The organism is Cyanobium sp. Copco_Reservoir_LC18, assembly GCF_009834675.1.
Lineage (GTDB): Bacteria > Cyanobacteriota > Cyanobacteriia > PCC-6307 > Cyanobiaceae > Cyanobium > Cyanobium minutissimum.
Map to the genome: position 1 here is coordinate 95,258 of NZ_ASAC01000026.1, position 14,743 is coordinate 110,000.

General features: G+C 72.8%; 16 protein-coding genes, 2 tRNA genes and 1 pseudogene (1 of these 19 only partly in view). 11 read left to right on the forward strand and 8 right to left on the reverse strand.

The window, feature by feature from the left end; translation table 11 throughout:
* Positions 1-50 precede the first annotated feature (50 nt).
* Both der and L107_RS14780 read right to left on the reverse strand, forming a co-directional pair.
* Entirely contained in the window at positions 51-1,415 is a 1,365-nt protein-coding gene (gene der / locus L107_RS14775; RefSeq protein ID WP_159820093.1) for a ribosome biogenesis GTPase Der, read from the reverse strand.
* Positions 1,416-1,472: 57 nt separating this feature from the next.
* Positions 1,473-1,982, reverse strand: coding sequence for a DUF1823 family protein (locus L107_RS14780; RefSeq protein WP_236550720.1), 510 nt, complete (start codon positions 1,980-1,982; stop codon positions 1,473-1,475).
* A gap of 17 nt (positions 1,983-1,999) precedes the next feature.
* Between L107_RS14780 and dusB the strand changes: the two genes are divergently transcribed.
* The gene (dusB, locus tag L107_RS14785; RefSeq protein WP_159820095.1) at positions 2,000-3,055 is read left to right on the forward strand and encodes a tRNA dihydrouridine synthase DusB; all 1,056 of its coding nucleotides are present in this window, start codon (positions 2,000-2,002) and stop codon (positions 3,053-3,055) included.
* Here dusB and L107_RS14790 read toward each other — a convergent pair.
* Together L107_RS14790 and cobI are read right to left on the reverse strand one after the other, a co-directional pair.
* Positions 3,012-3,638: a DUF4079 domain-containing protein gene (locus L107_RS14790; RefSeq protein WP_201295919.1), complete on the reverse strand. Its 627-nt coding sequence runs from the start codon at positions 3,636-3,638 to the stop codon at positions 3,012-3,014. The two genes, dusB and L107_RS14790, sit on opposite strands and share 44 nt — an antisense overlap.
* Before the next feature lie 43 nt (positions 3,639-3,681).
* On the reverse strand, positions 3,682-4,392 hold the full coding sequence (gene cobI, locus L107_RS14795) for a precorrin-2 C(20)-methyltransferase (protein WP_201295920.1): 711 nt from the start codon (positions 4,390-4,392) through the stop codon (positions 3,682-3,684).
* Positions 4,393-4,491: 99 nt separating this feature from the next.
* Here cobI and L107_RS14800 point away from each other — a divergent pair, with 99 nt between their 5' ends.
* Positions 4,492-5,058 carry an acireductone dioxygenase gene (locus tag L107_RS14800; RefSeq protein ID WP_159820099.1) on the forward strand — a complete coding sequence of 189 codons (567 nt, stop codon included), beginning with the start codon at positions 4,492-4,494 and terminating at the stop codon, positions 5,056-5,058.
* 9 nt (positions 5,059-5,067) lie between these two features.
* On the opposite strand, the gene L107_RS14805 is transcribed toward L107_RS14800, so the two are convergent.
* Together L107_RS14805 and aroQ are read right to left on the reverse strand one after the other, a co-directional pair.
* Entirely contained in the window at positions 5,068-5,700 is a 633-nt protein-coding gene (locus L107_RS14805) for a tRNA-(ms[2]io[6]A)-hydroxylase (protein WP_159820100.1), read from the reverse strand.
* Positions 5,697-6,152 (reverse strand): type II 3-dehydroquinate dehydratase, encoded by a 456-nt coding sequence (aroQ, locus tag L107_RS14810; RefSeq protein WP_159820102.1) that lies wholly within the window; start codon positions 6,150-6,152, stop codon positions 5,697-5,699. The genes L107_RS14805 and aroQ overlap by 4 nt, the downstream gene beginning before the upstream one ends.
* Before the next feature lie 74 nt (positions 6,153-6,226).
* On the opposite strand from aroQ, the gene L107_RS14815 reads away from it, so the two are divergent.
* From L107_RS14815 to L107_RS14840, 6 genes are all read left to right on the forward strand, one after another.
* Positions 6,227-6,308, forward strand: a tRNA-Tyr gene (locus L107_RS14815).
* A 10-nt stretch (positions 6,309-6,318) separates the two neighbouring features.
* Positions 6,319-6,390: transfer RNA gene (locus L107_RS14820), tRNA-Thr, on the forward strand.
* A gap of 127 nt (positions 6,391-6,517) precedes the next feature.
* Positions 6,518-7,243 (forward strand): GAP family protein, encoded by a 726-nt coding sequence (locus L107_RS14825; protein WP_219904013.1) that lies wholly within the window; start codon positions 6,518-6,520, stop codon positions 7,241-7,243.
* 59 nt (positions 7,244-7,302) lie between these two features.
* Positions 7,303-7,875 (forward strand): hypothetical protein, encoded by a 573-nt coding sequence (locus L107_RS14830; RefSeq protein ID WP_159820104.1) that lies wholly within the window; start codon positions 7,303-7,305, stop codon positions 7,873-7,875.
* Between the two features lie 69 nt (positions 7,876-7,944).
* Positions 7,945-9,369, forward strand: coding sequence for an aldehyde dehydrogenase family protein (locus tag L107_RS14835; protein WP_159820106.1), 1,425 nt, complete (start codon positions 7,945-7,947; stop codon positions 9,367-9,369).
* Between the two features lie 59 nt (positions 9,370-9,428).
* Positions 9,429-10,487, forward strand: a complete 1,059-nt coding sequence (locus L107_RS14840; RefSeq protein ID WP_159820108.1) for a LysM peptidoglycan-binding domain-containing protein — start codon at positions 9,429-9,431, stop codon at positions 10,485-10,487.
* Between the two features lie 16 nt (positions 10,488-10,503).
* Here the strand turns inward: L107_RS14840 and L107_RS14845 are convergent, their stop codons facing one another.
* Complete coding sequence (locus tag L107_RS14845; protein WP_159820110.1) at positions 10,504-12,000, reverse strand: ATP-dependent DNA helicase RecQ; 1,497 nt, start codon at positions 11,998-12,000, stop codon at positions 10,504-10,506.
* A 60-nt stretch (positions 12,001-12,060) separates the two neighbouring features.
* Positions 12,061-13,104 (reverse strand): hypothetical protein, encoded by a 1,044-nt coding sequence (locus L107_RS14850; protein ID WP_201295921.1) that lies wholly within the window; start codon positions 13,102-13,104, stop codon positions 12,061-12,063.
* Between the two features lie 128 nt (positions 13,105-13,232).
* Between L107_RS14850 and L107_RS14855 the strand changes: the two genes are divergently transcribed.
* From L107_RS14855 to mtnB, 3 genes and pseudogenes are all read left to right on the forward strand, one after another.
* Positions 13,233-13,442 (forward strand): photosystem I reaction center subunit IV, encoded by a 210-nt coding sequence (locus L107_RS14855; RefSeq protein ID WP_106220233.1) that lies wholly within the window; start codon positions 13,233-13,235, stop codon positions 13,440-13,442.
* Positions 13,443-13,485: 43 nt separating this feature from the next.
* Positions 13,486-14,334, forward strand: coding sequence for a DNA-formamidopyrimidine glycosylase (locus L107_RS14860; RefSeq protein WP_159820112.1), 849 nt, complete (start codon positions 13,486-13,488; stop codon positions 14,332-14,334).
* Between the two features lie 62 nt (positions 14,335-14,396).
* Positions 14,397-14,743: pseudogene (gene mtnB, locus L107_RS14865) on the forward strand (methylthioribulose 1-phosphate dehydratase) (its annotated part continues 241 nt past the right edge of the window); the annotation flags it as partial.

Below are 14,743 nucleotides of genomic sequence, written 5' to 3' on the forward strand. Positions count from 1 at the left end.
TCAGGCCAGGCCCCCCTGGATCGCCCCCGCCATCGCCGTCCCCATCGACCTCAGCCGCCCCTGCTCTGGTGGCGGGCCTGCTCCTTCTCGGCGTCCCGCTGCTGCTTGCCGCGCCAGAAGAGCCGCACCGGCGATCCCTCGAAGCCCAGGGCCTCACGGATCTGGCGCTCGACGTAGCGGCGGTAGGTGTCGCCGAACAGCCTGGGTTCGTTGACGAACAGGGTGAAACTGGGGGGGCGGGTCGCCACCTGGGTGCCGTAGTAAAGGCGGCCCTGGCGGCCGCCGCGGGTGGTGGGGGGTGAACGCCAGCGCAGGGCCTCCTGCAGCACCTCATTCACCACCGAGGTGCTCACCCGGCGGCGGTGCTGCTCCACCGCCACCGCGGCGATGGCGAAGATGCTCTCCACCCGCTGGCCGGTGAGGGCGGAGGTGAACAGCATCGGCGCCCAGTCGAGGAAGTAGAGCTTGGCGCGCAGCTCCTTCTCCATGGCGCTCATGGTGTGGCTGTCCTTCTCGATCAGGTCCCACTTGTTGACCACCACGGCACAGGCGCGGCCGTCCTCCTCGATGCGCCCCGCCAGGCGCTGGTCCTGCTCGGTGACGCCGTCGAGGGCATCGATCACCAGGATGCAGACGTCGCTGCGCTCGATCGCCTTGAAGCTGCGGGTGATGCCGAAGTACTCCGGGCCGTAGTCAACACTGCGGCGCCGGCGGATGCCGGCGGTGTCGAGCAGTTTCCAGGTGTGGCCCTCCCGCTCGATCGTGGTGTCGATCGTGTCGCGGGTGGTGCCGCGGATCGGGCTGACGATGGCCCGGTTCTCGCCGCAGATGGCATTGAGCAGGCTGGACTTGCCCACGTTGGGGCGGCCGATGATCGCCAGCTGGATCGGCTCGGCCTCATCGGCCTCGGTGGTGGCCGGCAGGAAACTGATCACCCGGTCGAGCAGATCGCCGGTGCCGGCGCCGTGGATGGCGGAGATGGGGTGGGGTTCGCCCAGGCCCAGGCCCCAGAAGTCGGCCGCCATGGCCAGGCCCTGGTCGGGCGACTCGCATTTGTTCACCCCCAGCAGCACGGGGACGTTGTGGCCCCGCAGCCACTCGGCGATCGACTCATCGGCGGCGGTGACCCCCTGCTGGCCGTCCACGATCACCACCGCCACCGACGCCTCGGCCAGGGCCAGGTTGGCCTGCTCCCGGATCTCGGGCAGGAATTCGCTGTCGTCATCGAACACCAGACCGCCGGTGTCCACCACGCGGAAGGTGCGGTCACCCCAGAAGCCCTCCTGGTAGGTGCGGTCCCGGGTCACACCGGGCTGGTCGTGAACGATGGCCTCTCGGCTGCGGCAGAGCCTGTTGACCAGCGTGGACTTGCCCACGTTGGGGCGTCCGATCACGGCGACGACTGGGAGCGCCAATCTGACTTATTCCTTACGACGGATGCGTTACCTAGACCCTACAGAGCCGCGGACGCCTCAACCCACCGGGGGATCGCCGGGGTGGCCGGCCACCGGGTCCTCGGGCGGATCGAGGAGCTCCGGCAACGGACCCGCCTCCGGGAGGGGTTCGCCCCGTGCGGCCAGATCGGCCAGCAGCCAGTTCACCGCCGTGGCCCGCCGGGTGCGGCGGGGGTAGAGGCCGCCGATGCGGTAGCCGGCGAAGCCCAGCTGCTGCTTGAGCAGTTGCTTGTGCTCGGGGGCGATCGAGCGGGTGAGCCGCACGTTTGCGGGCCGCTCGGCGATCAGCTGCGGCGCCACGGGGAAGGCCTCGGCCCAGGCCGGCGGGGTGTCGGGCCCGGCCTGCCAGGAACCATCGGCGGCGGGGCGGTAGCCCAGCCGCTCCCAGACCAGCCGGCAGACGAAGCGATCGCTGGTGCGGTCGTCCAGCACCGCCTCCAGCAGGGCGCGGCTGAGGGGGAACGGTCCCGGGGCGCCATCGGGCTTCCAGGGGGGAGCGGCGGCGGCGTCCAAAGCGGCGTCTGGCATCCGAGAGTGCCCCCAGCATGCCCAGTCCCGCCCCCCATCCCTGCCCCAGCGGCCCCCTCCACCTGGCCGGCAACGGCACCGACCGGCTGCTCAGCTGCCGGGTGCTGCAGTCGCCCCTGGCGGGGGTGAGCGACCGCATCTTCCGTGGCCTGGTGCGCCGCTGGGCCCCCGACGCCCTGCTGTTCACGGAGATGGTGAATGCCACGGCCCTGGAGCTGGGCCACGGCGGCGCCAAGATGGCGGCCCTCGACCAGGATCCCGGCCCCGTCGCCGTGCAGCTGTTCGACCACCGGCCCGAGGCGATGGCCGAGGCCGCCCGCCGGGCCGAGGCCGCCGGGGCCTGGCTGATCGACATCAACATGGGCTGCCCGGTGCGCAAGATCGCCCGCAAGGGGGGCGGCAGCGGCCTGCTGCGCCAGCCCGATCTGGCCCTGCGGATCGTGGCGGCGGTGGCGGCGGCGGTGCGGGTGCCGGGGACGGTGAAGACCCGGCTGGGCTGGTGCGGGGCCAGTGCCGATCCGGTGGGCTTCGCCCTGGCCCTGCAGAACGCCGGTGCCCGTGCCCTCACCCTGCACGGCCGCACCCGGGAGCAGGGCTTTTCGGGCCGGGCCGACTGGGACGCGATCGCGCGGGTGAAGGCGGCCCTGCGGATTCCGCTGATCGCCAACGGCGACATCACCGGCCCGGAAGACGCCCTGCGCTGCCTGGCGATCACCGGGGCCGACGGGGTGATGGTGGGGCGGGGCACCCTGGGGCGCCCCTGGCTGGTGGGGCACATCGCCGCGGCCCTCGCCGGCCGGCCCCTGCCGAGCGAGCCTGGCGCCCATGCCCGCATCGCCCTGGCCCGGGAGCACCTGGAGGCCCTGGTGGCCGCCCGCGGCGATCAGGGCCTGCTGATCGCCCGCAAGCACCTGGGCTGGACCTGCCAGGGCTTCGCCGGCGCCGCCCGGCTGCGCCGGGAGCTGATGGTGGCCCCCAGCCTGGAGGGCGCCTTGGAGCTGCTGCAGCGGGCGGAGGCGGAGCTGGAGATCAATGACCCAGAGCCATGCCCAGCAGGTCCCGGCTGCCGCTGATGGCCTGCACCGCCAGCAGCAGGGCGGTGAGGAAGGCGGCCGAGACGTGCAGGCGCCGCATCCGGGGGGAGCGGAGGGTCTCGGGGGCGGCCGCCATGGCGAACAGCAGCAGGCCGCAGAGCATCACGCCGCTCCAGTAGTGGGAGCCCCACACCCCTCCGAGGAAGGGACTGCGGCCCAGGTGCCACAGGGCCGGCTGGCTGCCCAGGGTCAGCAGCCCCAGCCAGCAGACCAGGGCGAATCCGGCCCGCAGCCAGGGGCCCTTCACCCGCCACAGGGCCAGACAGCTCACCAGGCACCCCAGCCCGGCCAGCAGCAGCGCCACCGCGGCCCCGGCGTCGCCCGTGGCACCTCCGCGGGCGTAGGTGGCCGCCATGGCGATCAGCACGGCCACCACCACCCCCGAGGTCACCCAGCGGCCGTGGTCGGTGTGCTCCACCCCCACCGTCGGCGGCAGGGGATTGATGTCGAGGCGACGCTCCCGGGCCAGGATGCCGAGCCGGATGGTGGCGCCCACCACCGGGTACACAAACAGGATGATCAGCACCGGGTGCAGCAGGGCGAACCAGTCGGTGGCTGTCATCCCGGTGGCAGGCATCGGCAAGGGCAGGGCGGAACGCGGACGGTCATGGAAGCACCGCCGGCCACCCCTGCCGGACGAGCAGCAGGGAGAAGTAGGGGACGGCGGCGGCGGGCACCTCGGCCGCCGGGCAGAGCCGCTGGTCGGGCCAGCCCACCCGCTGGGCGAACAACGCCTCCGCCAGCAGCCCCCGCTCGGCCAGCAGCGGCCGCACCCAGGGCCAGCGCCCCCCCAGCTTGAGCAGGGCCAGCACCCAGCCAGCGGCCGCCGCCTGGGCCAGCAACTGCTCGAGCTCAGCCGGCGTCTCCGGCGTGGGCCGGATCAGCAGCCCCTCCTGCTGCAGGGCCAGGGGCCAGGCCCCGGCGGCGGCCGCCGCCGCCACGGCGCTGATGCCCGGGATCAGCCGCACCGGCAGGGCGGGATGGCGATGCCGCAGGGCCAGCAGCACGTAGCTGCTGCTGGCGAACAGCGACACGTCGCCCTCGCAGAGCAGCACCACCGACCGCCCGCCGGCCACCTCGGCCGCCAGCCGGTCGGCGGCGGCCTGCCAGGCCTGCCGGCGTGGCTCCGCCTCCGCCACCATCGGAAACACCAGGGGCAGGCGCCGCTGGCCGGGGCGGATCCAGGGGCCCGCCACGCCGGCCGCCATCCCCTCGGCCCCTTCGCGGGCCACCGGATAGGCCACGGTGTCGGCGGCTTCGATGGCCCGCACCGCCGCCACGGTGAGCAGGTCGGGATCGCCGGGCCCCACCCCCACCAGGGTGAGGCCGGCGCTGGCAGCACGGTCGGCGATGGGGGGAGGTCCGCTGCAGACCTTTCTAGGCTGCAGATCCCCAGACCGCCCGGGAGCGCCCCCATGACCCACCTGGTGATCCGTTCCGCCGCCGGCGACGGCCACGCCGCCCCCCTGCTGCGCAGCAGCGACGCCGACGTGATCGCCCGGGAACTCGGGGCCCGGGGGGTGCGCTTCGAGCGCTGGGCCACGCCGGCCTCCCTGGCGGCGGACGCCGACCAGGCCGCGATCCTCGCCGCCTACGCCGCGGAAATCGCCCGGGTGCAGGCCGAGGGGAGCTATCGCACCGTGGACGCGATCCGGCTCGGCCCGGACCATCCGGACCGGGAGGCCCTGCGGGCGAAATTCCTCTCCGAGCACACCCATGCCGAAGACGAGGTGCGCTTCTTCGTGGAGGGCCGCGGCCTCTTCTGCCTGCACATCGCCGGCGAGGTCCTCCAGGTGGTGTGCGAGCAGGGGGACTGGATCGGGGTGCCCGCCGGCACCCGCCACTGGTTCGACACCGGCGAGCGGCCCTCCTTCTGCGCCCTGCGCTTCTTCGACAACAGCGACGGCTGGGTGGCCAGCTTCACCGGCGATCCGATCGCGTCCCGCTTCCCGCTGCTGGAGGAGATCCTGGCCGCGGCCTGATCAGCCGCCTCAGCTGTGCATGCGCGGCTGGGGATGGAGGCTGGCCAGGATCTCCGCCTCGCGGCCGGCCAGCTCAGTGAGCCGATCGGTCACCACCGGCCGGGGCCAGCGCCGTTCGCACAGCACCCAGTAGAGGCCGAAATGGCGCGCCTCGCTGGCCAGCAGATCGGCGTAAAGCTCTCTCAGCTCCGGATCGGGGCTGTGGGCGGCCAGCAGGGCCATCCGCTCGTGGCTGCGGGCCTCGATCAGCCCCGCCACCAGGAAGCTGTCGAGCATGCGCTCCGGCTCGGCGCGGCGCACCAGGGCGGCCAGGGCAGCGCCGTAGGGCGGGGCGGCCAGGGCCCGCAGGCCGAGGCCGCGCCGCTCCAGCAGGGCCTGCACCCGCTCGAAGTGCTCCAGCTCCTCCCGGGCCAGGGGGCTGAGCACGGCCGCCAGCTCCCCGTCGGAGGGGTAGCGGAACATCAGCTGCAGGGCGGCGCCGGCCGCCTTGCGCTCGCAGTGGGCATGGTCGATCAGCAGCAGTTCGGGGTGGGCCAGGGCCTGCTCCAGCCAGGCGGCGCTGCTGGGGGCCGCCAGCCACCGCACCCGGGCCGCCGCCGCCACCGGGGCCTCGGCCGCCACCGGCAGGGAGGCGCCGCTCATGCCGAGGCCCGCAGATGGGCAACCAGGCCCTCGAGGCCGAGGCGGTAGCTGGTGGCGCCGAAGCCGCAGATGACCCCCAGGGCCCGGTCCGCCAGCAGGGAACGATGGCGGAAGGGCTCGCGGGCGTGGGTGTTGCTGAGGTGCACCTCCACGAAGGGCAGGGCCACCGCCAGCAGGGCATCACGGATCGCCACCGAGGTGTGGGTGTAGGCGGCGGCGTTGATCAGGATCCCGTCGCTGGCCGGGCTGCCGGCCTGCCCTCCGGCCTGCTGGATGCGGTCCACCAGGGCCCCCTCGTGGTTGCTCTGGAAGCAGGTGAGCTCCACCCCCAGCGCCAATGCCTGCTGCTCCAGGGCGGCATCGATGGCCGCCAGGGTGCTGCTGCCGTAGAGGCCCGGCTCCCGCTGGCCGAGCAGGTTGAGGTTGGGGCCATGGAGCACGAGCAGGCGCATCGGGGAGGGGAGAGGGCGGGAAGGGCGGGTGAGGAGGCGGGAAGGTCGGCTGGTAAGTTCTGAGGGTGTGGTTCGGGTCGGTGCCCGAGTGGTTAATGGGGGCGGACTGTAAATCCGCTGGCTCTGCCTACGTTGGTTCAAATCCAACCCGGCCCACCTTCCACATGCCCTTGTAGCTCAGCGGTAGAGCACTCCCTTGGTAAGGGAGAGGTCACGAGTTCAAGTCTCGTCAAGGGCTTTCTCCCCCAGCCCCTCCCCCTCCCCGCAGGTGCCCATGCGGCGCTTCGATTCCATTCGCGGTGGGCCGGGAGCATGCCCGAGAATGCGGGTCCTCCGCCGCCCGGACGGTCTGCTTGCCGCCCCTGTTGTCCCCCGTCTGCCTCAGCGTTCCCGCGCTCCTGTCTCCGGCCCTGATCACCCAGTCGTCCCTGTTCGGGATCGGCATCGCCTTCAGCCCCCTGCACATCGCGGTGGTCACCCTGCTGCTGCTGGGCCGGGACCCCCTGAAGCGCGCCATGGCCTACGTGGCGGGCTGGGCGGCCGCCAACGCCCTGGCTATCGTGCTGCTGATGGTGCTGGGGGAAACCTTCGCCATCAGCCTCAGCCACGGCGAGCGGGAGCAGGTGCTGATCGACCTGCTCGGGGCCGGCGCCCTCGTGGGCCTGGGGCTGTACCAGCTCACGCCCCAGGCCAACATCGGCGAGGAGGGGATGGCCCTGCGGCTGATGAACCAGCTGCCCGACTTCAGCACCTTCACCCTGGTGCTGATCGGCGCCACCAGCGCCCTGCTCACCCCGGAGAACCTGGTCTTCTACCTCAAGGAGGCCGGCCTGCTGCTGCTCAATGATCCCGGTCTCACCGCTGATGCGGAGGTGACGGGCCTGTTCACCCTGATGGCCAGCTCCCTGCTGCTGCTGCCGCCCCTGGCCTGGCTGGTGAGCGGCGGGGCGATCCGCGAGCCGATCATGCGCCTGGAGGACTGGCTGCAGCACAAGGCCGAGTGGCTGGTCGGGGTCCTTGCCCTGGTGCTCGGGGCCTACCTGCTCTTTGAAGGGCTGCATGGCCTCAACCTGCTGAGCGTGGCTGGGTGAGCGCAGCCGGCCGTTAGCGTCGTTGGAATCCCTTGGTCAGCCTCCCGTTGCTCCCCGCCGTGCGCCGGACCTGCCTGGCGATCGGTCTGGGCCTAGCCCTGGCCCTGTTGCCCCCAGGAGCTCGTCTGCTGGCCGCCACGGTCTGCGTGCTGACCCCCAGGCTGGCGCTCAATGCCCGGGGGGAGGCCGTGGCCGCCGTCCCGATCGGAGCCCCCACGATCCTGAGCACCGAACGCCTGGAGGAGGTGCGGATCGAACGGGCCGGTGAGCTGCTGTGGCAGCGGCAGGCCCTCCCAGGCGAGCCCATCGAGGGGCCGATCCCCTGGCCCCTGGCGCCCATCCGCCCTGGCCAGCAGTTGCAGCTGCTGCTGCGGCCCCAGGGCGTCCGCAGGGACGACTTCGCCATCATCCTGCTGGAGGGCGACTCGGCCGAGCGAATGGAGCGGGCCCAGCGGGAGCTCGATGGCCTGGGCCGCGATCCGCTCGCCTGGTGGGCCTCCATCCAGCGCACGTTCGACCGGGGTGACCTCAGCCTGGGCCTGGCGTTCCTCTACGCCCTGGAGGGCCCCGCCTCCCCCAGGCTCGACAACCTGCGGCGGGCCGTGTTCCTGGCCGGCTGCGGCGCCCCCTGAGCGCCTCGCCCCCGGCGGGAGCCACGGCGGGGAAGGATTTGCCAGCCTGGACGGAAAGGGCCCCACCCCATGTCCCCACCGGCCGCTCCCGCCAGCCCCGGCGCCAGTCCCTCCCCCCTGACGGTGCCGGTGGCCACGATGCGCGCCCTGGTGGAGGGGGGCACCACCCGGCCCCTTTCCTGGCGGCTGGAGCAGCTGCAGCGCCTGGGCCGCCTGCTGGAGTCGGCGGAGCCGGCGATGCTGGACGCCCTGGCCAGCGACCTGGGCCGCTCCGCCATGGAGGGGGGCTTCGAGCTGGCGGCCCTGCGCCAGGAGCTGCGCCACACCCGCCGCCACCTGGCCGGCTGGATGCGTCCCTGCCGTCGCCCCCTGCCCCTGTGGGCCTGGCCCGGCCAGGGGTCGGTGCGCACCGAACCCCTGGGCTGCGTCCTGATCATCGGCGCCTGGAACTATCCCTTCGAGCTCTGCCTCCACCCCCTGCTCCATGCCCTGGCCGCGGGCAACACGGCGGTGCTCAAGCCCTCCGAACTGAGCCCCGCCGCGGCGGCCCTGCTGGCGGACCTGCTCGGCCGCCACTTCGAGCCCACGGTGGTCCAGGTGGTGGGCGGCGACGGGGCCGTGGCCGCCGGGCTGCTGGAGCGGGAGCGCTTCGACCACATCCTCTTCACCGGCGGGGAGCGGGTGGGACGGCTGGTGATGGCGGCCGCCGCCCGCCATCTCACCCCCGTGACGCTGGAGCTGGGGGGCCGGAACCCGGCGATCGTGCTGGCGGATGCGGATCCGACCATCACCGCCCGGCGGCTGCTCTGGGGGCGCTGCCTCAACGCCGGCCAGACCTGTCTGGCCCCCAACCATGTGCTGGTGGCGGCCGGGGTGCGGGAGGCCCTGGTGGCCGCGTTCCGGGAACAGAGCCGGGCCCTGTACGGCCAGGATCCCCTGGCCAGCCCCGATCTGGGGCAACTGGTCGGGGCGGCGCGCTTCGCGCGGCTCCAGGGGCTGCTGGCCCAGGCGCGGGAGAAGGGCCAGGTGCTGCTGGGCGGACGCTGGGACGACGCCGGGCGGAGGATCGAGCCCACGGTGGTGGCGGTTGACGATCCCGACGACGATCCGCTGCTGCGGGAGGAGCTGTTCGCCCCGATCCTGCCCCTGCTGGCGGTGGCGGACCTGGAGGAGGCCCTGACGCTGGTGCGCCGGGACCCGAAACCCCTGGCCCTCTATCTGTTCGGCGGCGGCGCATCAGAGCGGGAACGGGCCCTGGCGGGCAGCGGTTCGGGCAGCCTGGTGGTCAACGACACGGTGATCCAGGGGGGCATGGCCGCCCTGCCCTTCGGCGGCATCGGCGCCAGCGGCATGGGCGCTTACCACGGGGAAGCCGGCTTCCTCACCTTCTCCCACCAGCGCAGCGTGATCTGCCGGCCGCTGCGACCCGATCCCCCGATCCGCTTCCCCCCCTACGCCGGCAGGCTGGGCCTGGTCCGTCGTCTGATGGGCTGAGGGGGGCTGGGCGGGCCTGGACGCGGACCTTAACGTGCCAGCAGCTATCCCTAGTGCCCATGCGCCGCCCCCTCATCGCCCTGGCTCTAGCCATGGTGTTGCCGCTGCCGGCTCTGGCTGCCCAGGTGACCGTCAAGCCCGGTGAGACCCTCTCCGACATCGCCGCGCGCCACCGGGTGAGCGTGACCACCCTGATGAAGATGAACGGGATCAGCGATCCCGACCTGGTCGAAGCGGGCCGGACCCTCACCTTGCCCGGGGGTGCGGCACGACCCCGGGCGTCCGGCGGCAGCCTCACCGTGGCCCCCGGGGAAACCCTCTCCGAGATCGCCGAGCGGCACGGCATCACCGTCAGCCGGCTGATGCAGCTCAACGGCCTCAGCAAGGCGGACCACATCGAGGCCGGTCAGAAGCTGGTGGTGCCCTCCTCCCCCCGCAGCGCCGCCCCGGTCGCCAGGGTCAACCGCAAGGCCACCGAGCACGTGGTCCGCAGCGGCGAAAGCCTCTCCCAGATCGCCGATGCCTACGGCGTTCCGATGAAGCAGCTGATCGCCCTCAACCGCATCAGCGACCCCGACCTGGTGGAATCCGGCACCCGGCTGCGGCTGAAGCCGGCCAGCACCCCCGCCCCCCGGCCGGCCGCCCGACCCGCGGCGGCGGCGAAGCCGGCCCCCGCGCCCGCCCCCAAACCCGCCGCCCGACCCCAGCCGGCCGCCACGGCGACCCGGCCGGCAGCGGCTCCGGCCCAGACCCCCGCCGCCAGCCGCCCCGCCCCCAGCGTCGCCCGGGCGACGCCGGCACCGACGCCCCGGCCCCAGCCGGCCACGGTGGCCGCCGCCCCCCGGCCCGCCAGCACCGCCACGGCGAGCCCCGGCAAGCCCGACTGGCGCAACTACGGGCCCCTGCAGGTGGACTGGGCCAACTGGCAGCCCATGGGCGGCAGCATGGTGGCCCCCACCCTCAATTCCCAGGGGGAATCCCTCTACCTGGCCGTCAACTGCAGCGCCCGCAAGCTCAATGCCACCAGCCAGGCCGGCCAGTGGAAGAGCTGGGATGACCCCCAGGCCGAGTTCGAGCAGCAGCTGGTCTCCGACCTCTGCAAGGCCCGCGGCAGCTGAGGCCCACCGGGGCCGTTCAGGCCGACCAGCGCAGGGGCCAGGGATCCCGCAGGTAGCTGCGGCCCACGGGACGCAGGTACAGGCGCTGGGCCCCGTCATCGCTCTCGCTGATGAGCTCCTCCTGCACCAGCCGGCGGGCGAGCCAGGCCCAGGAGGGCTCCGGCTCCCCGTGGGCGCCGGCCAGGTCCTCGGCCAGGCTGCGCAGATCGCGGCCGCTGCGGTCCTCCAGGGCGGAGAGCAGCACGGCCGCCTGCGGAGCCCAGTTGCTGCGGGACGGTGCCGAGAGGCAGTTGTCGCAGCGGCCGCAGGGCGGGGAGATCTCCCCCACCGCCAGGAGCAGGGCCTGCTCCCGGCAGCCCTCCCCTTCGGCCACCGCCTCGATGCGCCGCAGCTGCTGCTGGGCCAGTTCGAGCCGGTGGCGCTCCAGCAGCCGCTGGTCGGGGGGCAGCTGCTGGCCGGCGGAGCGCATGGCCCAGCCCAGGCTGGTGCGATCGGCCGGATCGAAGAGCACCAGGCAACGGGCGGGCAGCCCGTCGCGGCCGGCCCGGCCCGATTCCTGCAGGTAGCCCTCGGCGCTGGCCGGCAGGTCGAGGTGCAGCACCAGCCCCACGTCGGGCCGGTCCACCCCCATGCCGAAGGCGACGGTGGCCACCAGCACCGGCGTGGGATGCTCCTGGAAATGGCGCAGGGCCAGCTGGCGGCTCTCGGGATCCATGCCGGCGTGGTAGGCGATCGCCTCCACACCCGCCGCCGTCAGCCGGGCGGCCCACTGCTCCACCGAGCGCCGCGTGCGGGCGTAGATGAGCACCGCCCCGCGGGACTCGCCGATCGCCGCGACCACCTCCGTCAGGGGATCGGCGGGGCGTCGCCGCATGGTGTAAGCAAGGTTACCGCGGCGCGCTGATCGCACCTGGACCAGGGGGCGCCGCAGCTGCAGCAGGCGGATGATGTCGGCCCGCACCTGGGGGGCGGCGGTGGCGCTGAGGGCCACCAGCGGCACCCCCGGACAGAGGGCCCGCAGCTGGCCCAGGCGCCGGTAGTCGGGGCGGAAGTCATGGCCCCAGGCGCTGATGCAGTGGGCCTCATCCACCGCCAGGGCCACCAGCCGGCCGGTCTCGAGGGCCTCGTCGAGCAGCTGGCGGGTGGCCTCCGCCTGGGCCCTCTCCGGGGCCAGGTAAAGCAGGCGCAGCCGGTTTTCCGCCAGGCGCTGCTGCAGCTGGCGCCGCTGTCCCGGATCCAGCCCCCGGTGCAGACAGGCCGCCGGGATGCCGCGGGCCTGCAGCTGGCTCACCTGGTCCTGCATCAGGGCGACCAAAGGGGAGATCACCACCACCAGGCCGTCCCGCACCAGGGCGGGGAGCTGGAAGCAGAGCGACTTGCCCGCCCCGGTCGGCAGCACCGCCAGGCAGTCTCGGCCGGCCAGCAGGGCCTCCACAACCGGGCGCTGTCCGGGCCGGAAGCTCTCCCAGCCGAAATGGCGCCGCAGGCTCTCGGTGAGGGGATCGGCCCCCAAGCTCACTCCACCGCTGGTACCGCCAGACCCTAGCTCCCACCAGATGTGGTGGGAGTCCCGTCACTGCAGCGGAGGCGGCTCCAGCTGGTCGGGGGACTCCTCCACGAGTTGCAGGCGCACCCGTTTGCCCCCGGCCAGTTCCCCCAGGGACACCCGCATCGTGGTGCCGCTGAGACTCTGCAGCACGGTGAGCAGCTCCCGCAGATGGGGCGTGCTGCTGCCGCTCTCCACCCAGAGCCGCTCCTGCAGGCCCCCCAACCGGCGCCAGCTGGTGTGGAGCTTGAGCACGGCGCTCTCCAGGGCCTGGGCCTGGCCGACGGCATCGGCCAGGAGGCCCAGGGCATCGAGGCGCTGGGCCTCCTGCAGGGCCTTCTCCAGATCGAGGTTCCCCTGCTGGAAGGCCCGCACCGCCAGGCCGGCCTCGGCCGCCTTGCTGAGCCAGCGGGCCGTGAGGGTCACATCCTTGACCCGCTCCAGCTCCGGTTCATCCCGCAGAACGCGGCGCAGGTCGTCCTGCTGATCCTCGGGCAGCTTGGCCAGTTCCCGCACCAGGGGCGCCACGGCCCGGGGGGGCAGCAGGTTGTCGGCGGTGCGCTGGCGGATCTCCTCCGGCAGCAGGGGGCTGGTGGCGGCCGTGAACTCGTCGGTGAGCCGGCGCACCTGCTTGCGGGTGATCTGCTGCCCCTCGTTGGCCGCCTCGCTGATCATCAGCTGGACCTCCGGGTCCGCCTGGGCCGTCTCCAGGAAGGCCCGCTTGGAGAAGTTGTTGACACTGGCCTCCTCCAGCAGGCCCTCGCCCACCAGGCCATCGGCCGACTCCGCCAGCTGGATCAGGGTGTAGGCCCGGGTCTTGCTGATCTCCCGCTCCCGCAGCCACTGCAGGAAGCCGGTGCCGCGCCCCTCGCCGCCGCGGCGTTCCCGGTCCCGCACCGAACGCAGGATCCGGCCCCGCCAGATTTCGGTCTGCAGATCGAAACGGTCGCAGACCGCCCAGGCCTCCTCCAGCCGGGCCAGGAACTCCATCGTGCTGAGGGTGTCGCTCTCCGGATCGGGCAGATCCAGACGCAGCTGGGGGGCCTCGGGCAGGGCCATGGATGGAACCATCGGCGGGGCCGGCGGTGGGTGCGGGGATGCTGCCACGGGGCCGGCAACGAACCGTGACATCGACGGGGCACGGACCCCTGATCGCCGGTAGTGTCGCTGCGCAGACCACCCGACCTTCCAGCCCAGCGATGGCCATCTCCCGCGGCGACAAAGTACGGATCAAGCGTCCCGAGTCCTACTGGTTCAACGAAGTGGGCACGGTGGCCTCGATTGACACCTCCGGCATCCGCTACCCGGTCGTGGTTCGCTTCGAGAAGGTGAACTACAACGGCTACAGCGGCTCCGACGGCGGCATCAACACCAACAACTTCGCCGAGAGCGAACTGGTCAAGGCCTGAGTCTCAGGTCCGGCCCTCCAGCCCCAGCCCTACGATCCCGGGCATGCCCGAGCTTCCGGAGGTCGAAACCGTACGTCGGGGGCTTGAGCATCAGACGTCCGGTCTCGTCATTGATCGCGTCGAAGTCCTTCGAGCCCGTGCGATTGCCAGCCCCGGAGACCCTGCCGATTTCTGCAGGGTCCTCCGGGGCCTTCACGTGGGCCGGTGGCACCGCCGCGGCAAGTACCTCCTGGCCGATCTCGAAGCCCCGGACGGCAGCCCCGCGGGCCGCTGGGGGGTGCACCTGCGCATGACCGGCCAGTTTCTCTGGCTGGCCGAAGACCGTCCCGCCTGCCCCCACACCCGGGTGCGCATCTGGAGCGACAGCGGTGCGGAACTGCGCTTCATCGACACCCGCAGTTTCGGCCAGATGTGGTGGGTTCCCCCTGGGGTCGCCGACGAGGAGGTGATGGGCGGTCTGCGGAGACTGGGCCCCGAACCGTTCGGCGCGGAGTTCACCGGGGCCTACCTGCGTCAACGGCTCAAGGGCTCACGCCGGCCGATCAAGAATGCCCTGCTGGATCAGTCGCTGGTGGCGGGGGTGGGCAACATCTATGCCGATGAATCCCTGTTCGCCGCCGGGATCCTGCCCCAGACTCCCAGCGGTGGCCTAAGCGTGAGCCGTCTGGAACGGCTGCGCCAAGCCCTGGTGGAGGTGCTGGAGACCAGCATCGGCGCCGGCGGCACCACCTTCAGTGATTTCCGGGACCTGCAGGGCACCAATGGCAACTATGGCGGCCAGGCCTGGGTGTACCGGCGCAGTGGCTCGCCGTGCCGGCGTTGCGGGGCGGTGATCCTGCGCGAGAAGCTGGGAGGGCGCAGCAGCCACTGGTGCCCCCGCTGCCAGAACTGACCAGGGTTCAGCGCCCACCACCCGCTCCATCCGCCAGCCATTCCCCTCGCCTCCCCATCCGCGTGACCAGCGCCCTCGCCGCCGAGCTCAGCCAGACCATGGCGGCCATCCATGCCCGCGGCTGGTGTGACGGCACCGGCGGCAATTTCAGCTGCGTGCTCACGCGGGACCCCTTGATCCTGCTGATGGCCCCCAGCGGCGTCGACAAGGGCACGGTCGCCCCGGAGGCATTGATCCAGGTGGACGCCACCGCTCAGGTGGTGGCGGGTGAGGGCCGGGCCAGTGCCGAGACCCTGCTGCACCTGGAGATCGTGGCGCGCACCGGAGCCGGCGCCGTGCTGCACACCCATTCCCACGCCGCCACGCTGCTGTCCGACTGGTGTCTGTCGAAGGGGAGGGACGCGGGGGC